25 protein-coding genes are annotated in these 26,314 nt (G+C 40.7%); 22 read left to right on the forward strand and 3 right to left on the reverse strand.

Features of this window, described 5'->3' with window-relative positions; genetic code table 11:
• Positions 1-435: a hypothetical protein gene (locus FEZ08_RS05555; protein WP_138190724.1), complete on the forward strand. Its 435-nt coding sequence runs from the start codon at positions 1-3 to the stop codon at positions 433-435.
• A gap of 32 nt (positions 436-467) precedes the next feature.
• Here the strand turns inward: FEZ08_RS05555 and FEZ08_RS05560 are convergent, their stop codons facing one another.
• Positions 468-1,832: an APC family permease gene (locus FEZ08_RS05560; RefSeq protein ID WP_138190725.1), complete on the reverse strand. Its 1,365-nt coding sequence runs from the start codon at positions 1,830-1,832 to the stop codon at positions 468-470.
• Between the two features lie 244 nt (positions 1,833-2,076).
• On the opposite strand from FEZ08_RS05560, the gene glnA reads away from it, so the two are divergent.
• The 8 genes from glnA (at position 2,077) to FEZ08_RS05600 (ending at position 11,662) form a co-directional block, all read left to right on the forward strand.
• Positions 2,077-3,420 (forward strand): type I glutamate--ammonia ligase, encoded by a 1,344-nt coding sequence (gene glnA, locus FEZ08_RS05565; RefSeq protein ID WP_138190901.1) that lies wholly within the window; start codon positions 2,077-2,079, stop codon positions 3,418-3,420.
• Between the two features lie 144 nt (positions 3,421-3,564).
• On the forward strand, positions 3,565-4,920 hold the full coding sequence (locus FEZ08_RS05570) for a MurT ligase domain-containing protein (protein WP_171014958.1): 1,356 nt from the start codon (positions 3,565-3,567) through the stop codon (positions 4,918-4,920).
• A 27-nt stretch (positions 4,921-4,947) separates the two neighbouring features.
• Positions 4,948-5,706 (forward strand): hypothetical protein, encoded by a 759-nt coding sequence (locus FEZ08_RS05575; RefSeq protein ID WP_138190727.1) that lies wholly within the window; start codon positions 4,948-4,950, stop codon positions 5,704-5,706.
• Complete coding sequence (locus tag FEZ08_RS05580; RefSeq protein ID WP_138190728.1) at positions 5,696-7,384, forward strand: oligosaccharide flippase family protein; 1,689 nt, start codon at positions 5,696-5,698, stop codon at positions 7,382-7,384. Before FEZ08_RS05575 ends, FEZ08_RS05580 begins: the two co-directional genes overlap by 11 nt.
• A gap of 11 nt (positions 7,385-7,395) precedes the next feature.
• The gene (locus FEZ08_RS05585; protein ID WP_138190729.1) at positions 7,396-7,629 is read left to right on the forward strand and encodes a DUF896 domain-containing protein; all 234 of its coding nucleotides are present in this window, start codon (positions 7,396-7,398) and stop codon (positions 7,627-7,629) included.
• Positions 7,630-7,643: 14 nt separating this feature from the next.
• Positions 7,644-8,660, forward strand: coding sequence for a class II fructose-bisphosphatase (glpX, locus tag FEZ08_RS05590; protein ID WP_138190730.1), 1,017 nt, complete (start codon positions 7,644-7,646; stop codon positions 8,658-8,660).
• Positions 8,661-8,764: 104 nt separating this feature from the next.
• Positions 8,765-10,717 carry a transketolase gene (gene tkt / locus FEZ08_RS05595; RefSeq protein ID WP_138190902.1) on the forward strand — a complete coding sequence of 651 codons (1,953 nt, stop codon included), beginning with the start codon at positions 8,765-8,767 and terminating at the stop codon, positions 10,715-10,717.
• A gap of 111 nt (positions 10,718-10,828) precedes the next feature.
• A complete protein-coding gene (locus tag FEZ08_RS05600) occupies positions 10,829-11,662 on the forward strand; it encodes an aldo/keto reductase (RefSeq protein WP_138190731.1) in 834 nt (277 codons plus the stop codon).
• Between the two features lie 32 nt (positions 11,663-11,694).
• On the opposite strand, the gene FEZ08_RS05605 is transcribed toward FEZ08_RS05600, so the two are convergent.
• Positions 11,695-12,078: a RidA family protein gene (locus tag FEZ08_RS05605; RefSeq protein WP_138190732.1), complete on the reverse strand. Its 384-nt coding sequence runs from the start codon at positions 12,076-12,078 to the stop codon at positions 11,695-11,697.
• Positions 12,079-12,083: 5 nt separating this feature from the next.
• Positions 12,084-12,632 (reverse strand): folate family ECF transporter S component, encoded by a 549-nt coding sequence (locus tag FEZ08_RS05610; RefSeq protein WP_138190733.1) that lies wholly within the window; start codon positions 12,630-12,632, stop codon positions 12,084-12,086.
• Between the two features lie 139 nt (positions 12,633-12,771).
• Between FEZ08_RS05610 and FEZ08_RS05615 the strand changes: the two genes are divergently transcribed.
• From FEZ08_RS05615 to FEZ08_RS05675, 13 genes are all read left to right on the forward strand, one after another.
• Complete coding sequence (locus FEZ08_RS05615) at positions 12,772-13,143, forward strand: ArsR/SmtB family transcription factor (protein WP_138190734.1); 372 nt, start codon at positions 12,772-12,774, stop codon at positions 13,141-13,143.
• Positions 13,143-15,317, forward strand: coding sequence for a heavy metal translocating P-type ATPase (locus FEZ08_RS05620; protein WP_138190735.1), 2,175 nt, complete (start codon positions 13,143-13,145; stop codon positions 15,315-15,317). The genes FEZ08_RS05615 and FEZ08_RS05620 overlap by 1 nt, the downstream gene beginning before the upstream one ends.
• A gap of 106 nt (positions 15,318-15,423) precedes the next feature.
• Complete coding sequence (locus FEZ08_RS05625; protein ID WP_199288040.1) at positions 15,424-15,630, forward strand: heavy-metal-associated domain-containing protein; 207 nt, start codon at positions 15,424-15,426, stop codon at positions 15,628-15,630.
• A gap of 2 nt (positions 15,631-15,632) precedes the next feature.
• Positions 15,633-15,977, forward strand: a complete 345-nt coding sequence (acpS, locus tag FEZ08_RS05630) for a holo-ACP synthase (RefSeq protein WP_138190736.1) — start codon at positions 15,633-15,635, stop codon at positions 15,975-15,977.
• Positions 15,978-15,988: 11 nt separating this feature from the next.
• A complete protein-coding gene (alr, locus tag FEZ08_RS05635) occupies positions 15,989-17,086 on the forward strand; it encodes an alanine racemase (protein ID WP_138190737.1) in 1,098 nt (365 codons plus the stop codon).
• A gap of 14 nt (positions 17,087-17,100) precedes the next feature.
• On the forward strand, positions 17,101-17,418 hold the full coding sequence (locus FEZ08_RS05640) for a DUF2207 domain-containing protein (protein ID WP_138190738.1): 318 nt from the start codon (positions 17,101-17,103) through the stop codon (positions 17,416-17,418).
• 60 nt (positions 17,419-17,478) lie between these two features.
• Positions 17,479-19,623 (forward strand): Tex family protein, encoded by a 2,145-nt coding sequence (locus tag FEZ08_RS05645; protein WP_138190739.1) that lies wholly within the window; start codon positions 17,479-17,481, stop codon positions 19,621-19,623.
• A gap of 67 nt (positions 19,624-19,690) precedes the next feature.
• A complete protein-coding gene (locus tag FEZ08_RS05650; RefSeq protein ID WP_138190740.1) occupies positions 19,691-20,491 on the forward strand; it encodes an EFR1 family ferrodoxin in 801 nt (266 codons plus the stop codon).
• Between the two features lie 64 nt (positions 20,492-20,555).
• Entirely contained in the window at positions 20,556-21,350 is a 795-nt protein-coding gene (locus tag FEZ08_RS05655) for an HAD-IIB family hydrolase (protein ID WP_138190741.1), read from the forward strand.
• A 96-nt stretch (positions 21,351-21,446) separates the two neighbouring features.
• Positions 21,447-22,115 carry a CDGSH iron-sulfur domain-containing protein gene (locus FEZ08_RS05660; protein ID WP_199288041.1) on the forward strand — a complete coding sequence of 223 codons (669 nt, stop codon included), beginning with the start codon at positions 21,447-21,449 and terminating at the stop codon, positions 22,113-22,115.
• A gap of 57 nt (positions 22,116-22,172) precedes the next feature.
• On the forward strand, positions 22,173-22,727 hold the full coding sequence (locus FEZ08_RS05665; protein ID WP_138190742.1) for a hypothetical protein: 555 nt from the start codon (positions 22,173-22,175) through the stop codon (positions 22,725-22,727).
• Between the two features lie 99 nt (positions 22,728-22,826).
• Entirely contained in the window at positions 22,827-24,560 is a 1,734-nt protein-coding gene (locus FEZ08_RS05670; protein WP_138190743.1) for an ABC transporter ATP-binding protein, read from the forward strand.
• Position 24,561: 1 nt separating this feature from the next.
• On the forward strand, positions 24,562-26,289 hold the full coding sequence (locus FEZ08_RS05675; protein WP_138190744.1) for an ABC transporter ATP-binding protein: 1,728 nt from the start codon (positions 24,562-24,564) through the stop codon (positions 26,287-26,289).
• Positions 26,290-26,314 lie beyond the last annotated feature (25 nt).

The raw sequence follows: 26,314 nt of genomic DNA on the forward strand, positions 1-26,314 counted from the left end.
ATGAGTCAAAAATTAGTTGAAAATATTCGCGATTTTTATGTGAATGCCGGATTTAAGGTAGCTCCTTACAGCGAAGTTGAAGTGAAAACTGCCGAGGAACGTTTAGGTGGCTTACCGGAACTGCTGAAAAGTTATTTGCTGACAATTGGTAGAATTGATGGTGAAAGTCAGTTGCCGATGGATTTTAGCCAACTAAAGGATTGGCTTGTTGAAGATGATATGTTGATTTTTGCTGATGATTTTGCAGTGAGTCTCGCTGATATTGAGCAAGAAGACCCGCCGGTTTATAGCCGAGGAACTTATTATCAGGAGCATGTCGAAGACTATAATGGCGAATGGATGGAATGGGGCCTCGTTGATGACGAGGGCGAAATGAGCCAGTTGATTGATTTTTTAGTCGTTGTTTTAAAGGATAATATTGATTCGAGAAAATGAAAAACCGCGCCGGAGTGACCGGCGCGGTTTTTTTATAATGTATTTGGGTTTCTTCGATCAAGAATAAGGAAGATGATGAAACCAATGATAGTAATTGTCATTGTCAGCAGGAAGTAGGGGATGTTGGAGATGACAGCGTTGCAGACTACGAAGATTCCGGTAAGTATTGCTATAATTGGCAGGAGCGGATAAAGTGGCACCTTGTAAGTAAGGCGAACTTCCGGCTCGCGGCGACGCAGAATGATGACGCCAGCAAAAATCAGTGTGTATAGAATCCATACTGTGGCTACGGGAATATCGGTAAATAAGTTAGCGTTTATTGAGAAGTCACCGCTATTCGGCAAAATAAAGATAAGTGCCAGATAGATGCTGGTAATACCGAGCATAGTCAGAGCAGAATTCACTGGCAGGTCTAGCTTTTTATTGACTTTACCGAGAAACTTATTACCGATAAACAGGTCATTTAATGCTAATGAATAGAGCATCCGTTGTGAATAAATAGTATAGCCATTTAAACCGCCATAAGCAGAAATGACAATTGCTAAGGTTACAAATTTGCTGCCCATTGCGCCAAACAGCACTTCTGAGAGTCCAAATATGCCGGTGCCGACAATTTGCTCAGGAGTGAAAGCACTCAGTAAACTCGTGTTGAGCAGAGCATAAATCAAGGCAATAATTCCTAGACCGCCAACGATTGCTAAAGGCAGTACTTTGGCGGCGTTTTTAATTTCCTTAGCAATGGTACCGACGAACATCCAACCATCAAAGGTGAAGAGGACCGGTAAGAGCGCTGCGCCGATTGCTAGGTACCATGGAATATCGCTAACAACTACAGGGACAGTGGTTATTGCCACGCTAGGTTCTGGTTGATAGAGGAAGCCAGCAAAGATAATGACTACTAAGGGAATTAGCTTAATATAAGTAGCTGCTTGTTGAATCCAGCCACCTAAACGGGCTGCAAATATATTGATGCCGGTTGTAAATAACAGGCTTGTGGCAGCAATTGCTAATAGCGGTAATAAAGTTGGTTCGATGCCGAGAAACTGGCAAGTAAATAAGGCGAAATAGAATGCTAAAGAAGCATTGATGGCCGGACCATATAATATTGATTGAACAAAACCAAATATAAAGCCGACTTTGCGGCCATAGATATGTTCGCCATATGCAACTAAGCCTCCTGTTTCAGTAAAACGGGCGCCAAGTTCGGCGGCAGTTAATCCGGCAATAATCGAAACGATACCGCCAATAACCCAGGCAGCAATAGCGATGCTCGGGTTCATTCCCGATTTTTCCAAAACCGGAGTAGCTTTAAAAAATATACCAATGCCGATTACGACACCGACAACCAAAGAAAGAGTGGTTGCAAAGCCATATTTCTGATGTAATGTATCCTTCATATATGTTCCTCCATCTATGTTACATTGCAAACTATAGCGGAAATAGCTGGTTTGGTCAACAACTAATGCTTAAAAAGCGAAATTTATTAATAATTTTATTTATTTATGGGGGAAGCGCGTATATTCTAGGTGAAATGTAGGTGGATAATCTGTATATACTAGTGAAACTTTGCTGAAAAAAGCATTGCCAAGGCTTTTTTCTTACGGTATAATAACAAGAAAAAATATGAAAGGGTTTGATTCTATGCACGAGATTACCAGAGAAATGATTAAGGCACAAGCTGAAAAAGAACATGTCCACTATATTCGTTTGCAATTTACTGATATGCTGGGAATTATTAAGAACGTTGAGGTTCCAAAGAGTCAGTTGGACAAAGTGCTTGATAACAAAATGATGTTTGATGGTTCGTCAATTGAAGGTTTTGTCCGCATTCACGAGTCGGATATGTATTTATATCCGGATTTAAATACTTGGAAAATTTTAACTTGGGAACACCCCGAAGATGGCAGCCGCGTTGCGCGACTTATCTGCGATGTTTATACAACCGAAGGAAAACCGTTTGCCGGTGACCCCCGCGGGAATTTACGTCGTGTCTTAGCAACTATGGAAGCTGCAGGCTTTAGTGCCTTTAATATCGGGCTTGAACCTGAGTTTTATTTATTTAAGCGTGATGAGAAAGGACGGCCAACTTTAGACTTTAGCGATGCCGGTGGCTATTTCGATTTATCGCCAGTTGATGGTGCTGAAGATTGTCGTCGTGAGATTGTGCTTGAGTTAGAACGTTTGGGGTTTGAAGTTGAAGCGAGTCACCATGAAGTTGGGCCAAGTCAGAACGAAATTAATTTCAAGTATGCTAATGCCTTAGAAGCTTGCGATAATTTGCAAACCTTTAAATTGGTTGTTCGTAATGTTGCTCATAAGCATGGGTTAAAAGCGACATTCATGGCAAAACCAATTGCTGGCATTGCCGGCAGTGGTATGCATACCAATTCTTCTTTGTTTGATTTGGATGGCAATAATGCGTTTTTTGATGAAAACGGGCGCCACCAATTAAGCGACAACGCTTATCATTTTATTGGCGGTGTCTTGGAACATGCTAACGCAATCACTGCTATTACCAATCCAACCCTGAATTCATATAAGCGTTTGGTTGCCGGATTTGAGGCACCATGCTATATTTCTTATTCAACCAGTAATCGTAGTGCATTAATTCGGATTCCAGCGAGCAGAGGTATTTCAACCCGTGTTGAAGTGCGTAGTCCCGATCCAATGGCAAACCCTTATTTAGCTTTGGCAGTTATTTTGGCAGCCGGTCTCGATGGTATTAAAAAGCAAGTTGATCCAGGAGCGCCAATTGCAGAAGATATTTTTGAGATGAGTTATGATGAGCGTAAAGCTTTGAATATTGAAAATTTACCAAGTACGATTACCGAGGCTTTACAGCATTTGCGTAAAGATCCGGTTATCCGTGAAGCGCTTGGTGACCATATCTATCGCAAATATATGGAAGCAAAATACCTTGAAGCCCGTGATTTCCGTTTGGAAGTACATCAATGGGAAATTGATAGATACCTATCTATGTATTAATATGAAAATAAGGCAGCCGGCGAGGGCTGCCTTATTTTTTAAATTTACCATAAAAAAAGTTAGCGTTTTATGGTATAATAGTTATTTGAAAAGTAGCCTAGACAGGGCTTGATATTTGATGATATAAAAGGAATGGATGAATCAATGCGACATATACGCTTATTCTTCGCGATTGCGATTGCAAAAATGACTCGTTTTGCCGGAAAAATTTTAAAACGCGGCTCAAGTTTGCCGGGACTTTTAGCTTTACGGATATATCCGGGAATCATGCATGATTTGCAGATTGATTGTCCGGTTATTGCGATTACCGGTGCAAATGGGAAATCATCAACAACGAAGTTGATTGCTGATATTTTAACAGCTAATGGATACCGCGTGGCGGCAAACCTGGAGGGCTCAAATATGCGTCCGGGAATACTGACCGGTATTCTCGAGAAGAGCAAACTTTCTGGGAAAGTTGATGCTGATTTTGTATTGATGGAAGTGGATGAATTTTCATCACCGAAAATTTATAGTGCAATTAAACCAGATTATTTGTTGGTTACTAATGTATTGCGTGATCATGTTGAACGCCAAAGTGATGCCAGCAATGTTATTGCTAAGATTGAGCAGGAACTTGATGAGCGGACAACATTATTTTTGAATGCTGATGATCCTTTAGTAAATTCAATTTTATATAATAAGCCAAATAAGCGCTTATATTATGGAATCAATGATGAGAAGTATGGACATGGAGCCCCAAGCACGCCACTCGCAGCGAAATTTTGTTTGCAATGCGGAGCAAAATTAGATTATAGTGTTTACTACTTTGAGCACATGGGTAAGTATGTTTGTCCAAACTGTGATTTCCATCGTCATGAACCTGATTATGCAATTGAGTATTTAGATTTAGAAACCGGGCAGATGGTTATGAATAACGAAGTTTATCATGTGAACTATGATGCTTTTTATATGTTTTATAATATTTTAGCGGCGGTAAGTGTTTGCCGCGAACTTGGACTTAGCTATGAGCAAGTCCAAAGTGTTACTGATACTTTTGTTTTTGGTAATGCGCGTTTACAAGAGTTTTATCTCTATGAACGAAAAGGGGTTATGAACTTCTTGAAAAATGCGACTTCATTATCGGCGACGATTGATTTGATGAAACAAGACAAAGAGGAAAAATCAATATTGTTTGTTATGGATAATACTTATGACCGCCGCTATTTGATTACTCAGTGGTACTGGGATTCAAAAGTTGAGGAATTAGTGGCAGATCCAAATATTGATAAAATTGTTTGTACTTGGTATCGGGCTTATGATATGGCGATCCGTTTAAAAGCAGCTGGGTTCCCGGCTGATAAGATTATTGTTGAACGTGATTTGGAGAAAGCCGTAAGCATATTCCGCGAGGATACCCGCGGAAATGCTTATGTGGGTTATGATACTGATTCATATAGTATTGGCAAAGTCGTTGAGGCTTTGGCCAAATATCCGGAAAACACGCATTTGCGAAAATAATGCGTAAATGTTAATGGAGGAAAAGGCATGAAGAAAATATTATATCTATGCTATGATTTGCTTGATTTTGATGGCAGTCGTGGCGATATTATGTATTTAGCACATCGTTTGGATCAATATGGTTTTGAATATGAAATTACTTATCACCAGACAAATACCGCGATTGATGTTCGTGATTTTGATTTTGTTTACATTGGTGTAGCACCGATTAAATACTATCCATTGTTTTTACGTCAATTACAGGAGTATGTCAGCGGCTTAAAAGAATTTATCGAAGCTGATGGTATGGTGCTTGCAATTGAGCAAGGGTATAAGTATTTAGGCAAAGAATTGGTGAAAAAGGACGGCGAGGTCGTTCCTTTGGCTGGCATTTTCGATTTTAATGTTGTACAGATGCCGGAGTATACGATTGGCAATGCTTTGTTGAAGGTTACTATTGACGGTTTTACATCACGGATTAATGGCTTTGTTAATTATGATATTGATGCTGTTTTCGATTTAGAGAATACGCCGTTTGGCGATATTGAATTGGGGATTGGCCGTTTTAACGGTGTTGAAGGCATGATTTATAAGAATTTTATCGGCACGCAGTTGCGCGGGCCGATATTAGCACGGAATTATGATTTTACTGATTTCCTGATAGCGAAGTTACAAGGTATTGAGATGAGTGATTTACCCATCGTTGATAGCAGACTGGAAATTGATGATAAACGGGTTTTAACCGAAGACTGTGAAGCTATTATTAAGAGTGGAGCACAGGCGAAGGAGTATAACTATGTCTCGTAAGAGCTTTATTAATGCGGCAGCTATATCAATGGTCGGGCTATTTTTAGTCCGCTTTTTGAGTATTATTTATGCGCCGTTAATAAGCATGATAATTGGCGGTGATTCAACTCCAGCCGGAGCTTTAAATGCTGCGACTAATGCAATTTTTAATCCCTTTTACGAGTTGTCACTTGCTGGTTTGCCAATGGCGGTAGCTAAGCTGATTTCCACTTATAATGCCCGCGAGGATTTTGATAATTCTTGGCGAGTTTACAGCTTAACTTCAAAAGTTATGATGCTTTTAGGAATTACTGCTTTTGCAGCGTTATTTATTTTTGCTGAACCACTAGCAGCGATGGCACTTTCCTCAAATCAAGAGGGTGGTGTAGATATCAGTTATGCGGTTGCATCCGTCAGACTTATGTCAGTTGCGTTGTTATTTATTCCATTGTTAAGTGGATTGCGCGGTTACTTGCAAGGATTTAAAACATTGCTTGGAGTTTCGGTTTCGCAAGTAATTGAACAGTTAGTGCGGATTGTTGTTATTCTAGTTATTGCTTTTGGGATAACAGCGTTAATGACTGGGACTGTTGGTCACGATACTGCTACAACCAATGGGATTATGTATTCCTTTATTGGAATTGCAATTTCGGTGGTTGCCGGAATGGTGGCAATATATCCATTTTATCGTAAATTGCGAAAGGGGCATCGTCGTTCGCGAACATTACAACGGCGTGCTGGAATGCTTGAAACGCGTTCAAATGGTGAATTGCTGAGAGAAGTTCTTTCAATTGCAATTCCCTTTACTTTAGCAAATTTAGCAGCTCAAGGGTATACGTTGATTACTACATATACATTTAATAGCTCAATGATTGCGGCTGGTTATAGTGTGGATGCAGCCCAAAGTTTTTATCAAATATATACATTCTGGACTGAAAAATTAGTTACTATTCCGTTAACTTTTGCAATGGCATTCTCAATGGTACTGATTACTTTTATTTCTTCTTCGCTTGAACAAGGTAAGTTAAAAGAAGTTAATCGTTATATTTTAAAGTGTCTGCAAACAGTTGCATTTCTTACGATTGCAGCCACTATTGGTATTAATTTACTGGCTGGCCCAATGTATATGATGTTTTATGGTTTTGGTGATTCAGTAGCAATTCCAATATTGGTAGCAAACAGTTTGCGGGGATTGATGTTTGCTTTTGAAGTAATCATTATTTCTATTTTGCAAGGTATTAACCGGAAGTGGCATGCATTGGTACTTTCTGTTGGTGGTCCGCTTATTAAGTTAGCATTGAATCATTTGCTTATTAGTTTGTTTGGTGTTTATGGAGATATTTTAGCCACCTCAATTGGTCTAGCGTTTGTTGTCATTGTTGGATTTATCGTAATTGTTCGGACAACCAAGTTTCCTATCTGGCAGTTTATTAAGAGTTTGCTTCTAGTCATTGTCAATGTTGCAGTAATGGCAGTAGTTATTATTGCTGGCGAATGGCTGTTTAATTTGGTAGCTCCGGGATTTGGTACAGCAAATAGATTAAATGCGTTTATTTATGTAGTTCTATTTGTCATCGTCGGTGGCGGTGCATATATATTATTTGCAGACTGGACGGGGATATTACAAATATTCTTTGGTCCGGAAATGAGTATAAAACAAATTATAGGAAAGATTGTTCGACGATTACGTCGGAGTTAAGGAGTGAAAATATGTTATCAGAAAAACAATTAGCAAGATTAAGTGAGCTCTCAGCAATTGCTAAGGAGCGTGAATTGACTGCTGAGGAAGCAGCAGAGCGTGAGGAATTGCGTAATGAGTACCGGGCAAAATTCCGCACTCATTTTGACAATCATTTGCATAATGTAACGATTGTTGATCCCGAAGGTAATGACGTTACCCCGGACAAGTTAAAGCAATCAAAGATAAATCGTAAACGAAATTAAAAAGGAGAGTATGCATGAGACGTGAGTTAGCAATAGAGTTTTCCCGAGTTACTGAAGCAGCAGCGCTTGCTTCAAGCAGTTGGATTGGTCGCGGCGATAAGCTGGCAGCAGATGAGGCCGCAGTTGAAGCAATGCGATTGAGCTTAAATGAAACTGATATCGATGGTACCATTGTTATTGGTGAAGGTGAAATTGATGAGGCACCAATGTTATATATTGGTGAGCGTTTAGGGACCGGTAATGGTGAAGCAGTGGAAATTGCTGTCGATCCAATTGACGGAACCAGAATGGTGGCTATGGGGCAACCAAATGCGGTTGCGGTTATGGCTGTAGCCGATCCGGGCGTGCTCTTGAAAGCTCCGGACATGTATATGGAGAAATTAGTTGTTGCACCGGGTGCCAAAGGAAAAATTGATTTGAATGATACTTTGGAAGAAAATATTATTCGCTGTGCAGAAGCAATTGGTAAACCGTTATCTGAATTTGTAGTGATGACTTTGGCTAAACCGCGTCATGAAGCGATTATTGCCAGATTGCATGATTTAGGTGTACGTGTTCATGCAATTCCTGATGGTGATGTTGCCGCTTCGGTTTTTGTATGTATGCCTGAACGTGAAGCAGATATGTTCTATGGTATCGGCGGGGCGCCGGAAGGGGTTATTTCTGCTGCTGTGGTAAGAGCTTTGGATGGTGATATGCAGGGGCGTTTATTGCCGCGCTACGAAGTGAAGGGTGACACGAAGGAGCATCGAATTATCGGTGCTGATGAAACTCGTCGCTGTCATGAAATGGGACTTGCGACCCATGCAATCCTAAAACTAGAAGATATGGTTAGCAACGATAATATCATCTTTTCTGCGACTGGAATTACAGATGGTGATCTTTTGCATGGCGTTCGCCGGGCGAAAGATGATATACTATATACAGAGACATTAGTTATCCGTGGTAAGTCAAGAACAGTTCGCCGTATTGAATCAGCGCACTATCTGCGACGTAAAGCGGATAATTTATTGGCAATTATTAATAAGTAGATTGTCGTGCAGCATCATAGTGGTGCTAAAGTAGCTACATCAAGAGTAAGGCAATTTATAAGAAATTAGTAAAAATAAATGGAGGTATTCTTTTTATGAACAAAATTGAACAACAATCAGTTAATGCACTTCGTGTCCTTGGTATTGATGCGATTGAGAAATCAAACTCAGGACATCCAGGTATCGTTATGGGTGCAGCACCAATGGCGTATACGCTTTGGAGCCGTCACTTACGGGTAAATCCAAATCAAACTGACTGGATGAACCGTGACCGCTTTGTATTATCAGCAGGCCATGGATCAATGCTGTTATATGGATTATTGCATTTAAGCGGATTTGATGTAACGCTTGATGATATTCAACAATTCCGTCAATGGGATTCAAAAACCCCAGGGCATCCGGAATTTGGTCATACTGCCGGAATTGATGCGACAACCGGTCCGTTAGGACAAGGGATTGCTATGGCAGTCGGAATGGCTACTGCTGAAAAGCATTTAGCAGCGTTGTGCAATAAACCTGATTATGCTGTTATCGATCACTTCACTTATGTTATCTGTGGTGATGGTGACTTAATGGAAGGTATCAGCAGTGAGGCAAGCAGTTTTGCCGGATTGCAAAAATTAGGGAAACTTGTTGTTCTTTATGATTCAAATGATATTTGTTTAGATGGAACAACCAGTGATTCATTTACTGAAAATGTTCGTGCTCGTTATGATGCGTACGGTTGGCAAACGATTTTAGTTGAAGACGGTAATGATATTGAAGCAATTGATAAAGCAATTATTGAAGCGAAAAAAGATACCAGCCGGCCTACTTTGATTGAAGTCAAGACGGTCATTGGTTTTGGCGCAGATAAAAAAGCCGGAAGTAATAGTTCGCATGGGGCTCCTCTAGGCGCGGAAGAGGCGACCCATGCCAAAGCGGTTTACGGATGGACTCATGCACCATTTGTCATTCCAGAAGAAGTTTACGCTGATTACCGCTCTAAAGTTGCTGAACGTGGAACAGCTGCGTTTAATGAGTGGCAGACTGCATTTGCTGCTTATACTAAAGCGCACCCTGAAGCAGCTGAGTTATTAACTGATTCAGAAGTGGAAATTGATTTCCCTGATTACGAAGATGGTTTCAGTCAGGCAACACGTAATAGTTCTCAAGATTGTATTAATCAAATTGCTGCCGGTTTACCAACCTTCTTTGGCGGTTCAGCCGATTTAGCGCATTCAAATATGACTTATATTAATGGTGAAGGTTTGTTTAATGATGAGCATCCGGAAAACCGTAACATTCAATTTGGTGTGCGTGAATTTGCTATGGGAGCAATCTTAAACGGTATGTCATTACATGGCGGATTAAAAGTATATGGTGGAACATTCTTTGTCTTTAGTGATTATTTAAAAGCAGCAATGCGTTTGTCATCATTAATGCATCAACCAGTTACTTATGTATTAACTCATGATAGTGTTGCAGTTGGCGAAGATGGGGCGACCCATGAGCCAATCGAGCAATTAGCAATGTTACGCAGCATTCCTAATATGAACGTGATTCGCCCGGCGGATGCGCGTGAAACATTAGGTGCATGGCGGATTGCGATTGAATCAGAGCAGCGACCAACATCATTGATTTTGACACGTCAAAATTTAACTGTTGATGCGACTGATGCTGATGAAGTTGCCAAAGGTGCTTATATTGTTCATAAAGAAGCGAAACAAATCGACGCGATTTTAATTGCCAGCGGTTCAGAAGTGAATTTAGCTTTGGCAGCAGCGCGTAGCTTAGCTGAAGAAAATATTGATGTTCGGGTTGTCAGTATGCCGTCAATGAATTTATTTGATGAGCAAAGTGATGCTTATAAAGAACAAATTTTACCGAGTGCGGTTCGGGCACGGGTAGCGATTGAGATGGCAAGCTCATTCGGTTGGCATAAATATGTTGGCCTTGATGGCGCAGTTGTTGGTATTGATCGTTTTGGTGCCAGTGCACCGGCAGCTAAGATCATTGAAGCTTACGGCTTCACGGTTGAAAATGTTGCTGCAACAGTAAAAAACGTTCTTAAATAGATATTTTTAAACAGGCAATAACTTAGTTATTGCCTGTTTTTAAGTTTTTCAATCAATTGAAGAAACCATTTTCATTATTTGTGATATAATGACATTGAACTATTAAAGGAGATGGAGCATATGATTCCGAAAATTAAATTGAATAATGGCGTTGAGATTCCACAACTTGGTTTTGGCACCTTTAAAATCGAGGATGGTAAGCCGGTTATTGATGCAGTGACAACAGCTCTTGAAACTGGATATCGTCATATTGACACTGCTGCTGTCTACAAAAATGAGGATGGCGTAGGAACAGCTTTACATGAGTCTGGGATTCGCCGTGATGAATTATTTGTAACAACTAAGTTATGGAACCGTGACCAAGGTTACGATTCTGCCTTACGTGCATTTGATGAATCAATGAAGAAATTAAAACTTGATTTTGTTGACCTTTATTTAATTCATTGGCCAACGGACATGGAATTGATTAGTGAGAGCTGGCGAGCATTAGAAAGACTTTACAAAGATGGTGTAGTTCGGGCAATTGGTGTTAGTAATTTTAAGGAGCATCATTTAAAACCAATTCTTGAAAACTGCGAAGTTCGTCCGGCAGCAAATCAGGTTGAGTTCCATTTAACCTTGCAACAAGATCAATTACTGCAATATTGCAACCAACAAGACATTGCAATTGAAGCATGGAGTCCGTTAATGCAAGGAACATTTGGTGATATTGAGCTTGTCAACCAATTAGCTGACAAGTATGGGAAAACACCGGCACAAATTATTTTACGCTGGGATATTCAAAAACAAGTTATTACCATTCCTAAATCAGTAACTCCATCACGAATTAAAGAAAACTTCGATATCTTTGATTTTGTTTTGAGCAACGAAGACATGGCCTTGCTGGGTCAATTAAATACTGAAACCCGCATTGGTCCGGATCCGGATGATTATAAGAAGAAATGAGAAAAACCGAGCGCTTTATGCGCTCGGTTTTTTTATTTGTATACAACAGTGTCAATCTCGACTTTGAGAGCAGGGTTTGCCAAAGCTTGAATCTGCAAATAGGTCATACATGGGGTGTGGCTGCCAAAAAAATCATTTAGGATTGTACTGCGGATTGAAGCATCGATTGGTTCGGTTACATAGATGGTGACTTTGGTAATATCAGCTACATCTAAATTGGCAGCATCGAGATTTGCTTTAATATTTAGCAAAGCTTGCTCCAACTGGGCTGACGCTTCAGTTGGAATCTCTTTTTCCAGAGTCATGCCAACTTGACCGGAAAGCATCAATATCTTTGTTGGTTGGTTAATTTCGATTTGATGCACATAATGAGCAAGCGGTGGGTGCACCGTTTGCGGATTTCTAGACTGTTTCATAAATATCACTCCTGAGTAATAGTTTTTTCTGCCGGGTCACTGCCGTTAATCCGGATGCGCCACTTATTAAAGAAAGGCACTAATAGAATTAAGATAATACCAACAAGCAAAAATTGAGTAGTGAATGCATTAATAGTTCGACTGATAAATACTGGTAAAACCATACCATTCATAATATAGATAATAAATGATCCATAAAGCAAGTTCAGTACAAAAGCACGAACTGCATTAATGATGGTGATGTTAAACCAGGTAAGTTTTTTACGGTAAAGGAGTCCGCCGCATAAACCAATTAACATTGCCTGGATAGTATACATCGGATTGAAGGTGGCAAATTGACCACTAAATAATAAGTTTAAAAGGTCGGTAATGGCACCAATAATAATACCATAAAATGGTCCTAAGAAGATACCGCCAACAAGGATAGGGACTTGTTTAAAAGAAATGACAACAGTTCCCGGGATAATCACAATGGAAATATAACCCAATACCACTGAGAGCGCAATCATCAGTCCGGCAACAGCAATTTTTCTGATACGAATAGAGTCTTTCATATATGCACATCCTCTTTTTAAAATTCTAAGTTAAATAATACCGAAAACCAGCGATAATGTCCAGTGTTAAAGTTAGGGGTTGACATATATATTCAAATATGCGAATATATGTATGTAAAGGAAAAACGGAGGGATTACTATGGAATTAGTAAATGTAATGAAAGCACTAGGTGAACCAACCAGATTGCGTATCACCATGCTGCTATTAGATAAAACATTATGTGGTTACAATATTGAGCATGTACTTGATTTGAGTCAAACTAATGTTTCGCGCCATATTGCTAAGTTAAAACAAGCCGGTATTGTTGCGGAAGAAAAGTCAGGACAACGATGTCATTTCTCAATTTCACCGGAATTTAGAAATGGTTATGCGCCAGTTTATCAATTTTTAATGGAACAGCGCGCAACTGATGAGGGGCAATATAAACTTGATGAGATTTGCTATCAAAGTTACGACGAGTGTGGTTGTGAAGATCCAAATTGTACTTGTCATGTCAATAAGGAGGCATAATGATGAAAAATTTGAAAATGCGGGTTAATGGGATGACTTGTACTAATTGCTCGGCAACAATTGAGCGGGTACTGGCGAAACAAGAGGGTGTTGAAGCGGTTGTGAATTTCAGTACCGGATATGTTGTTGGTAAATATGATGATTCTAAATATAGTTTGGAAGATATTGCAGCAATGATTGAACGTGCTGGTTATGATCCGGTTTTACCCGAAAAAGAAGCGGCAACGGATACTCACAAGCATGGTACTAAAGAAATGAAACGTGATCTTTGGATTGGGATTATTACTTCATTGATTTTAAATATTCCAATGATTGAGCATTTGGGTATTGCTCATGTACCGGAAATCTTTAATAATCCATTACTGCAATTTATTCTTGCAACGATTGCCATGTATTTTGTTGGGCGTAATTTCTTTATTAGTGCGATAAAAGGAATTCGTCATGGTAACTTGAATATGGATGTATTAGTAACAATTGGGGCGATAAGTGCTTATGGGTATAGTATCTTCCAATGGGTTTACTATGCAATGAATCCAGGTGCCGGAATGCCGTTTTATTATTTTGAAACTGCGGCAGTTATTTTAACGCTGATATTTATTGGTCATTATATTGAAGGCCGGGCTACTGAGAAAACAACAACGGCATTGAAAGACTTGGAAAAATTGGCAGCTACCGAAGCGCATGTTTTGGTTGATGGTGCGGAAGTAACTATTCCTATTGACCAAATCCGGGTGAATACTGAGATGCGGGTTTATAAAGGAGAAAAGATTCCGGTAGATGGAATTGTTGTTACCGGCGATAGCTTTATTGATGAAGCCGTTATTACCGGTGAGTCAGTGCCGGTGATGAAAGAAAAAGGCAGCGATGTTATTGGTGGCACTATTAATATGGGTGATACCCTGGTTATTCGTGCTACTAAAGTTGGTGGCGACACGATGCTTTCGGCCATCATTCAAGTAGTTGAAGAGGCGCAGATGAAGAAGCCAAGTATTCAGCGGATTGCTGATAAAATTTCAACTATTTTTGTGCCGACGATATTGGTGATTGCATTAGTTACCTTTATTGGCTGGATGGTATTCAGTGGTGACTTCATTCAAGCCTTTAATGCGGCAATGAGCGTAGTCGTTATTTCTTGTCCATGTGCTTTAGGACTGGCAACACCGTTATCAGTTTTAGTCGGAACTTCGAATGCTGCGAAGATGGGAATCTTATATAAAGCCGGAGATGTATTTGAGCGAATTCAAAAAGTTGATGCTATTTGTTTTGATAAAACCGGAACACTTACGGTTGGGAAACCGCAAGTGTTAACATGGCTTGGCGATACTGATGTCTTTGATATTGTTTGGACTTTGGAAAGAGAAGTCGTTCACCCAATTGCATATGCTATGGTAGAATATACTGCGGCACAAGATGCAAAAGCAATTACATTTGATAACTTTAAAGAAGTTGCCGGATATGGTATTGAAGGCAGCATTGGCGATGAACAGTATTTAATTGGTTCATTAAAATACATGAATAAAGAAAACAAAACCATTGCACCTAAGTTTGTTGAACTTCAAGAAGCATCACTTGAAAAAGGGCATACACTTGTATATATTGCTAAAAATGATGCTGTAGTGGCAATGGCTGCGGTTAGTGATGAAATTAAACCAAATGCAAAAGCAACAATTGAAAAAATGAAAAAACGCGGTATTACAACTTATATGATTACCGGTGATAATGAGAAAGCAGCACATACCGTAGCAATTGAACTAGGTATTGATCATGTGTATGCCGGAGTATTACCGACTGAAAAAGCTGACTACATTAAGAAGATTCAAGCTGAGGGCAAACAAGTGGCCTTTGTTGGTGACGGTGTCAACGATGCGCCAGCATTAGTTGTTGCTGACTTAGGAATTGCTTTAGGAAGCGGGACTGATGTTGCAATCAGCGCAGCTGATGTCACTTTAGTGAACAGTGATTTGGATTCAGTTGATAAGGCCCTACAATTATCACAAGCAACGTTACGTAATATTTATGAGAACTTTGCCTGGGCTTTCAGCTACAACCTTATTGCCATCCCGATGGCAGCCTTTGGATTATTGAATCCGATGTGGGCAGCAGCGTTCATGGCGTTCAGTGATATTGTAGTTGTGTTGAATGCTTGGCGTTTACGTTTTTTCAAAACCAAGTAGTTATAAAAGCACACAGAAAAAACACATAATCTAACGATACAGTACATTTACTTTTTAGCAAAAAAAGAGTATGATATAAAAGATATGAGATTTGGAGGCAAGAGTTATGGAGACATTTAATTTAGTTGTTCCATCAATGGAATGTGATGGCTGCGAACGCGCAGTTACTAAGGCGTTGCAACATGTAAAAGGTGTTATGGTTGTTGATGTCGACTTAGCAGAAAAATCAGTGAGTGTTGTCACTGACGGATCAATTGAATTGCAACAACTTGTTGATGCAATCAGCGATGCCGGACACACCGTGGCGGCTTAATTATGATTATCGGCATAGGTGTTGATACTACCGAAATCGAGCGAGTTGTGCCAACAATGGCAGATAAGATTTTGACGCCTGCTGAGCTGACTCAGTATCAGACACGTCTTGGTATTCGCAAAAGCGAATACCTTGCCGGTCGCTGGGCAGCGAAGGAAGCGGCGAGCAAAGCGCTCGGCTGTGGTTTCGGCGAACAATTGGTATTTACCGATATTGAAATATTGAATGCGCAGAACGGCCAGCCTGCACTTACAGTGAAGGGCTATGAGTCGCTGCGTTTTCATGTTTCAATTACCCATACAAAGACGGTTGCGACAGCATTTGTTGTTGCTGAAGAAATTGAGTGAGGAGTACGCAAATGGCAGAAGCAATTCATCGGCCGACATGGCTGGAAATAGATTTACAGGCATTACTGAATAATGTTAATACGGTGCAAAGTTTTCATCGTGAGCGGACGATTTGGCCGGTACTGAAAGCAAATGCTTATCATCATGGCGTTGGTCCGATTGCGCAGACGTTAATTGATGCCGGTATTAGTCATTTCAGTGTTTCTAATTTAGATGAAGCTATTGAATTGCAGCAAATTTTTGATACTCACAAGATTGATGCAACGATACTTATTTTTGGCGATGTTTTATACGAAAATATTGCTTTGGTGCGTTCGAACTGGTGTCTGACCATGAGTCAGCTTGAGTGGATTAAAGGTGCTAAAGAATATGATTTTTCCAATCAGTTGCATGTACATCTTGAAGTTGATTCTGGGATGCATCGCCGTGGTTTGCAAACACTTGAAGAAACCAAAGTAGCACTTGCTGAATTATTGAGTGATGAGCGGTTTGTTGTTGATGGTATTTATACCCATTTTGCGGTGGCGGACACAGATGTAGCCGGTACCGAGCAACAAGCGGCTTATTTCCGTGATATTTTACATCATTTAGACTATGAGTTTACACATGTTCATTGTGCGAATTCAAATGGTGCATTATTGGATGTAAGTAAAGAGTGCAATGGTTTGCGCCCGGGAGCTATTATTTATGGTATTGGTATTCATCCAGAAGATTATCAGCAATATGGCATTCGTCAGATTGCTAGTCTGTATAGTTCACTGGTTGAAGTCAAGCAGATTAAAAAAGGTGAACATGTTGGTTATGGCTGGAGTTATCAAGCTGGACAGGATGAATGGATTGGAATTATTCCGATAGGGTATGCTGATGGCTGGGTGCTTGGGAACCAAGGACGCAGCGTCTATATTGACGGCCATTATTGTGAAATAATCGGCCGGGTTTGCATGGACCAGATGATGGTTCGCCTGCCGGGGTTAATGCCGGCTGGCGTTACTGTAGAGCTTTTCGGAAGTCATATTCCGCTATACCAAGTAGCTCAAGAACTAGGGACAATTGATTATGAAGTTGTTTGTCTGCTGGATGAAAGAATTATGCGCACTTATATAAAATAAGAAGGTGAACAAAAATGAATTATAGATCATATGGCAGCGGTACAGGGGGCTGTTTACTGATTGGATTGGTAGCAACGATTATTTTTATAGTTTTAGCTGTTGTTGCATGGCAATTGATTTTCTTGCTGTGGCCGGTATTTCTGGTATTGCTGATTGTTGGTATTATTTACCGCATTTATGTTGGACATAAAATGAAAAAACGCTATCAGGAAGAAATGAAAAATTATACAGAAACCCATCAACAATTTACTAATATCCATCAATCAAACGGTGAAGTTTTTGAAGCAGAGTATACTGTGGTTGATGAAGAAAAAGAAGATAAGCAAGACTAGTCTTGCTTATCTTCAAAAATTTTCACATAAAATATATCATAAATATCAAAGGAGTAACAAATGGAATCAATTGCATTAATCGCTAAGGAGTTACATCTGAAGCAATCTCAAATTGAACATGTGTTATCGCTGTTAGGGGACGGGAATACCGTTCCTTTTATTGCGCGGTACCGAAAAGAAGCAACCGGTGGCTTGGATGAGGAACAGATCCGGGAAATCGCCAAAATTCATGAATACCGTGAACAACTGAATAAACGAAAAGCGGATGTTATTCGGTTAATTGATGAAAAGGGTATGCTAACCGATGAGCTACGGGCGCAAATTGAAAAATGCGAGCGTCTGGTAGATGTTGAAGACCTTTATTTGCCTTACAAAGAGAAGCGCAAAACCAAAGCAACCGAAGCAATTGCGATGGGCTTGCAGCCGCTGGCAGAGTGGTTGTTGGCGCAGCCAAAAACCGATATCTCAGCTGAAGCCAGCAAGTATGTTGGCGACAACGTTGTTGATGTTGAAGCTGCCTTGCAAGGCGCACGGTATATTATTGCTGAAACCATCAGCGACACTGCTGCATTCCGTCAGTTTATCCGTAACTATACATTCAAACATGGGGTTTTGCATACTAAGCTTAAAAAGGGCGGCAATGAAAAAGATGAAAAAATGGTCTATCAGCAATATTATGATTACCAGGAACCAATCCGCAGTGCCGCCAATCACCGGATTTTGGCAATCAACCGTGCTGAAAACGAAAATATTATTCGTGTAAGTTTAGTTGTTGATACGATTCGTATTTTTGATTATCTTGAGGAAAAGCTGGAGGTTAATCGCTCTTTAGCCAAAGAGCAATTAACCCAATCAATTCAGGATAGTTATAAACGTTTGTTGGCCCCATCAATTGAGCGTGAATTACGCAATGAGGCAACTGCTATAGCCCATGAGGAAGCAATTCAATTATTTGGTGCTAACTTGCGCCAGCTTTTATTGCAACCGCCGTTACGCAATCAAATCGTTTTGGCACTCGATCCGGCATTTCGTACCGGATGTAAGTTGGCGGTTATTGATGCAACCGGAAAACTTTTGGAAAAGACGGTTATTTATCCGCATCAGCCGAAAAATGATAAGGTTGGTAGCGCCAAGAAAATTGCTGAGTTGGTAAAAAAGCATGGTTGTACCATCATTGCTATTGGCAATGGGACTGCCAGCCGTGAGAGTGAAGAATTTATCGCTGCAACCATCAGCGAATATAATTTGAATATTCCGTTTATTATTGTTAGTGAAGCCGGGGCCAGCGTTTACTCGGCGAGTAAACTGGCGATATCTGAGTTTCCTGATTTAGCAGTAGAAGAACGCAGTGCAATTTCAATTGGCCGACGGATTCAAGATCCATTGGCAGAGCTGGTAAAGATCGAACCGCAGGCTATTGGTGTTGGTCAATATCAACATGATGTTGCCGGTAATCGTTTGACTCAGGAACTTGGTGACGTGGTGGAAACTGCAGTTAACCAAGTTGGGGTAAATGTTAATACCGCCAGTGTTTCATTGTTGCAATATGTTTCCGGTCTATCAAAAACAATCGCTCAGAATATTGTGACTGCACGTGAAACCGATGGTGCTTTTGCATCGCGGAAGCAACTGGCAAAAATTCCACGATTTGGTGCTAAAACTTATGTGCAAGCGATTGGCTTCTTGCGCATTAGTGATGCTAAGAACCCATTTGATGCCACTGCGATTCACCCTGAGAGTTATAAGAAGGCAGAAGAATTATTAAAGTTGCTTAACTTACCGGTAGCTAGTATAGGAACTGCTGAGATGAAGGAAAAAGTTGATAGTCTTGAACGCCCGCAACTTTGTGAGCAACTGGCTATTGATAAATATACTTTAGATGATATCTTAGATGCTTTCTGTATGCCGAATCGCGATATTCGTGATACTTTTGCTCAGCCATTGCTGCGTAAAGACGTATTGGGATTAGAAGACTTGTTTGTCGGCATGGAATTAGAAGGTACAGTTCGTAATATTGTAGATTTTGGTGCCTTTGTTGACATCGGACTTAAAAATGATGGCTTGGTGCATATTTCTAAAATGGCAAAGCAATTCATTAAACATCCGCTTGATGTTGTAGCTGTTGGCGACATCGTCAAAGTGTATGTTGAAAATATCGATCAGGCAAGAGGCAAAGTTGGTTTGTCGATGCTTGATCCTGAGTAAACCCGGAAAAGCCGGTGTCTTCTTCGGGGACACCGGCTTTTCATACTTTTAATAAAGGGGTGAGACAATGAACATACTTCATATCTATCATTCAGGAGTGGGGAACACCCGATTAGTTGCTGAGCAATTGCATCATTATATTAATCAAGTGTGTCCATCGCAGTTGTTTACGGTTGAAAATGCTTCAGCTGAAGCAGTAACAAATAGTCAGTATTTAATTCTGGGGTTTCCAACTTATCATTGTCAGCCTTCGGATTCAATTATGAAATTCATTGAGGCATTACCGGAGTATCCGGAACCTAAGTATGCTTTCATTTACACGAGTTGCGGTTTATATCCGGCAAATACGCTGCGCATTTTTGCTCAACTTTGCGCCCGCAAAAATATCCGTGTTGTTTATGATAGCTGGTATCGCGCGCCGGCAACTGACGGCGTGCTACTCACTCCGGGAGTTAAGTTATTTAAACAGTTTCCTAAGGATATGACAGTGCGTCTGCAAATCGATGCAAAACAATTTATTACTCGGATTCAGAATACTGAGCTGTTAAGTTATATTCCGCGGTTTAAGTTGTATGGCATCCTCAATTATCCTAATCGTTATTTTGCTTTAAAGCATAAACATACGATTTATATAGATGATAGTAGTTGTATTGCCTGCGGGAAGTGTATTTGTAACTGTCCTCAACATGCTTTGTCCTTCGATGAGGAAAAGCATGTCCAATTTTCACCAAAACCGTGTGAATCTTGTTTGCGGTGTGTTCATCATTGTCCGGTTGCGGCGATGTCGATTCGCAAGAACCATAAACCTAAGCAGTTGTTTGATACGCATTTTTATGATGTTATTCAGGCGTCGTGGTTGAATAAGTAATATGGTGAGTAAATGATATTTGTGGTACAATGAAAGCAATATATCTTAAGGGAGTTTTACAGTAATGATTAAGCATTTTTTTTGTGACTTAGACGGAACAATTTTTTTTGATGGGGTAACCAAGGAAGCTGATTTGGAAGCGGTACGCAAGTTTGTTGCTGATGGCGGTCAATTTCACGTCGCAACCGGGCGTAGTGATCAGGAGATTATTACTTTTAGCAAACAATTTGATATTCCGGTAACTCATCGCGTGAGTGGTAACGGTTCAACTGTATATAGCGTAAGCGGTGAAAATCTAGCTATGCATAATTTAGATGATGAGATTCTGACATTTCTTGGTGAGCATTTAATTGAACACCAACATCGCATTACTAATTTTGAGTTACAAGTTGATGACAAGGTACATTTTCATGATGAGCCAAGTCCCTTTGCCCGCGAATTGAAAGATGGTATTTTGGTAATTGATCCGGATTTGTTCAGTAAAATCGGAACTGAATTACATGGTGCAAAGTTTTATATTGATGGTGAAACTGAGATGATGGTCGAACTGGCAGCAGAATTGCGTGCTCGTTTTGCCAACAAGGTTGAAATTTTTGATGATGGTCATTTCCTGAATGTGAATCCTAAAGATATTCATAAAGGTGTCGGTATTACTGCTTTGTTAGATGCTTATGATATTGCTGCCGATGAGATTGCCGTAATCGGTGATGGCGCAAACGATATTGATATGTTTGCAATTACACCAAATAGTTTCAGTTTTAATCATGCGAGTGAAAATGTGAAGGCACATGCAAGTTATTTGGTAGACACAGTTGCTGAGGCGTTAGCTAAAGTTGAGGAATTGAATACGCGTAAATAAAAACCGGGCTCGTCCCGGTTTTTATTATGATGTTAGTTGCCGTATTCTTAGAAGATGTTATACTTAAAGTAAGCAATGCAGAGAGGAATGATGAGTATGGCTGGAAAAATTAAGATTGTGCCAAATGGACCTTATTTGGTAAGTGGAGTCGACAATTTAATAGAGGAGACAAGTCGAGTTAAAGATCAGGTTTTGCAAGCAGTGGAGACGGGGACTTATGAACATGATGAAAATTATGCTTTGTGTCGTTGCGGAGAATCAGCGAACAAGCCATTTTGTGATGGTACCCATCGTAAGGTTGGTTTTGATGGAACCGAAACTGCATCGCGAAAGGCATATCTTGATCGCGCCTATGTTCAAGAGGGGCCGGGAATGGATTTACTGGATGATGACCGATGTGCTTATGCACGGTTTTGTCACCGCCAAAAAGGTGATGTTTGGGAACTGACCGATGATTCACAGGATGCTGAAAGCAAACGTGAAGCAATTGAAGGCGCTTGTGCCTGTCCAACTGGTCGTTTAACAGCAGTTGACCATGGTGAGCAAGTTGAGCAAGAGTATGAGCCAACGATTGCGATTGCCCAGGACCCAATGGAGCGTGTGAGTGCGGGTATTTATGTTCGTGGTGATATTGAACTTGAAGCTGCCGATGGTACGATTTATGAGCGCCGCAATAGAGTGTCACTTTGCCGTTGCGGTGCATCAATGAATAAGCCGTTTTGTGATGCAAGTCATGTAGAGATTGATTTTAATGATAAGGAATAAATATACATACAAAGTGTAGGTTTAATGGTATAATGGAAGTGATAAAGGAGTGATTTGATGAGTGAATCGTCATCATTATTTGTACATGTCCATATTACTAAGGAGAACCTTAATAACTTCATGAATTCAGCTGCTAAAAATGTTGGTGAGTATCTTGACTGGCTTCCGTGGTTTGAATTGAAGCAACGTGTATATGGAGATGTGCCGGAACTATTGAAAAATAGTGATGGTCGTAACCAAGGGTTGAGCGGTCATGCTATTGGTGCGGAGCATATGCGTTACGATCCGGAAACGCAAGTTTTTACTCTTGATAATTTATTTTTGTCTGAAAGTTTTGAAGTGTTTTTACCAATTGTTGCAGCTTTACGTGGATTAGAGCAATATATTGAACCGGATACGGATAACAACTTTGTGTTGATTTATCCGTATTGGTGGGGCGAGACATCACAGATGGACGAGCCGCCATTTAATATGTATGTGAGTTTTGAAGCCGGTAAAAGTTATTTGCCGGATAAGATTGATTTAAAGCATGCCCAACTTGCCAATCAGTTTTTTGATGCAAATGGTGAAGCTTTGGCAAATGAAATTATTGAGAAATACGGCAGAATATAAAGTTGAGGAGTAAGTTTCACCTTGGTGAGGCTTGCTCCTTTTTGAGTTTTTGGGGTTAAACTGGTATAATGGAAAAAAACATGACAGCAGAGGTTTTTTATGAAGACGATAGTTGGTTATTTGCGTGGATTTAAGAAGGAGACGATTCTGGGGCCGTTTTTCAAATGGCTTGAGGCTGTTTTTGAGTTGCTGCAACCGCTCTTGATGGCGCAGATTATTGATGTTGGGATTGCTAATAATGATACTGCGTTTATTTTACGTTATGGACTTTATATGGCAATTTTGGCAGTGGTTGGTTATATTTGTTCGGTGATTTGTCAGTATTTCGCCGCGCGGGCATCGCAAGGTTATGGTACGGTGGTGCGTAATAGTCTATTTGCTCATATTAATCGTTTGTCAGTTGGTCAGGTGCGTCAGTTTGGCGCGAGTTCGCTGACAACGCGGATGACTAATGATGTGAACCAGTTGCAGTTGGCAGTGGCGATGTTGATTCGCTTAGTTGTCAGAGCACCGTTTATTATTATCGGTGCAACGGTGCTGGCATTTTTTATTGATGCAACGACGGCAATTATTTTTGTAGTGATTATTCCGTTGATTGTGGTTGTTCTTTATGTGGTGATGTCACGGTCAGTGCCTTTTTATACCGTGATCCAGCAAAAAGTTGATGGCTTGTCACGGATTACGCGTGAGAATCTTTCGGGAATCCGGGTGATTCGTGCTTTTGCTAAACAGCGTGAAGCTGCGGATAAGTTTATCGAAGCGTCAAGCGATGTAAGGGATACTTCGATTCGGGTTGGTAAGATTTCGGCATGGTTGAATCCACTGACATATTTAATTTTGAATTTTGGGATTATTGCCGTGCTTTGGTATGGCGGAATGCAGGTGAATATTGGTAACTTGGCTCAAGGTGAAGTCATTGCTTTGGTCAGTTATATGACGCAGATTTTGCTGGCCTTGATTGTTGTTGCCAACTTGGTGATTATTTTTACTAGAAGTTACGCTTCGAGTTTGCGGGTTGCAGAAGTTTTAAATACGCCACCGAGCATAACTGAAGCCGGGGGTGTCCCAGATTCAGTTATCAAAAATTCTCCTGAAAAGGTTCGCTTTGAACAAGTGAGTTTTGGGTTTGATGATGCGCGCGAGCCGGTTTTGCGCGATGTGAATTTTAGTCTTGATGCCGGTAAGACGCTTGGTATTATTGGCGGAACCGGTGCCGGAAAGTCGACGTTGGTACAGTTGCTGCCAAGATTTTTTGATGTGACTCAAGGCGCGGTTTTGATTAATGGTATTGATGTGCGCGAATATCAGTTTGCAGCTTTACGTGGTTTAGTGAATGTGATACCGCAACGTGCAGTTGTTTTTACCGGTACTATTGCTGAGAATTTACGTTTTGGTAATGCGGCGGCAACTGATGAAGAGTTGTGGCAGGCATTGGAAATTGCTCAGGCACGTGATTTTGTTGAGCGTATGGAGGCCGGGCTTGATACGATGATTTACCAAGGCGGAAAGAACTTGTCGGGCGGACAACGGCAGCGGTTGACAATTGCCCGGGCGCTGGTGAGTGAGCCGGATATTTTGGTATTTGATGATAGTAGCAGCGCGCTTGATGTGGCGACTGATAAGGCGCTGCGCTCGGCAATCGCCGAGCAGCTTGGCGGCACCACGGTGATCGTGGTATCGCAGCGAATCAATGCAATTCGCCATGCGGATTCGATTTTGGTACTGGAGAAGGGTCAGGTTGTTGCTCAGGGTGACCATGAGCAATTATTGGCAACCTCAAAAGTATATCGCGAGATTGCTGCCTCACAATTACCAGAAACGGAGGCGGTTTAAGATGAAGATGAAAACGGTAAGTAAGTTACTGCGTTTTGCTGCTCCGTATCGACTGTTATTAGTATTGGTGGTTGTCATGGCAGTTATTCAGGTTGGGGCTACTTTACTGGCACCGATTTTGATTGGTCAAGCTATTGATCATATTATTGGGGTTAATAATGTCCAATTTGATCAAATTTTGATAATCGCATTGCAATTAGTTGTTGTTATTTTAGTCGCGGTTGTCGCGCAATTATTGTTGGCAAGAAGTACGAACAAATTAGCCTATAACATGGTGCATGACTTACGTCGGGATGCAACTTTAACAATCGGAAAAATGCCACTCCGCGCTATTGATGAGCGCGCTCATGGCGAAATCATTAGTCGCGTGATTACTGATATTGATATAATCAGCGATGGACTTTTGCAGGGGTTTTCGCAATTATTCACCGGCATATTAACCATTTTCGGAACCTTGTTGTTTATGTTTTTGATTAATGTTTGGGTGACTTTGATTGTCTTGATTTTAACCCCGGTATCACTTTTTGTAGCAACGATTATTGCTAAGAAGTCATATACGCGATTTAATGAACAATCACGGTTACGCGGCGAAATGACCGGATATATTGAAGAGATGATTAATAATCAGAATGTGGTGCAGACTTTTTCTTATGAATCGCGTTCGCAGGAAAATTTTGAGGAAATTAACGAACGATTATATCAAAGTGGTGTGCGGGCCCAATTCTATTCATCACTGACAAATCCATCAACCCGTTTTATCAATGCTTTGGTCTACGTAGTTGTGGGGATTGCTGGGGCGTTGTTGGTACTTGGAGGCAGCTTTAGTATCGGGGCGCTTAGTGCGTTCTTGACTTACGCCAACCAATATATGAAGCCGTTCAATGAGATTACGGGAGTAATTACCGAGTTGCAATCGGCGTTGGCCTCAGCAACTCGCGTTTTGGAAATAATTGATGCTCCTAGTGAAGTTGCTGATAGTAAGGATGCGTTCGTGCTTGAAGCAGTAACTGGCGCAGTTGAACTTGATAATGTAGCTTTCTCATATACCAATAAACCATTTATTACTGACTTCTCGTTGCAAGTGGAGCCAGGTGAAATTATTGCTATTGTCGGACCGACTGGTTGCGGTAAGACGACGCTGATTAATTTACTTATGCGCTTCTTTGAAATTGATGATGGTATTATTTCAGTAGATGGTAAGAATATTAAGATGCTGACTAAAGATAGTTTGCGGACCCAATATGGGATGGTACTGCAAGAATCATGGCTTTTCCACGGCACTATTCGTGAGAATATTGCCTACGGCAAGCCTGATGCCAGCGAGAATGAAATTATTGCTGCAAGTAAACTGGCAAATGCTCACTTCTTTATTGAGCAACTGCCAGATGGCTATGATACCTATATTACTGATGGTAATGGCAGCATCTCAGAAGGGCAACGGCAACTGCTTTGCATTGCCCGTATCTTCTTGATTGATCCGCCAATGCTGATTCTAGATGAAGCAACCAGCAGCATTGATACACGAACCGAGATTCAAATCCAGCGAGCTATGGACGCAATGATGCAAGGCCGAACCAGTTTCATCATTGCCCACCGTTTATCAACAATTAAAAATGCCCACCGCATTGTCGTAATGAAGGATGGCAAAATCATTGAAGTCGGTAACCACCAGCAGTTGCTTGATTTAAACGGTTTTTATGCTAATTTATATAATACTCAGTTTGAGTAAACAAAAAGCCCGCGAATTAATCGCG

The organism is Culicoidibacter larvae, assembly GCF_005771635.1.
Lineage (GTDB): Bacteria > Bacillota_I > Bacilli_A > Culicoidibacterales > Culicoidibacteraceae > Culicoidibacter > Culicoidibacter larvae.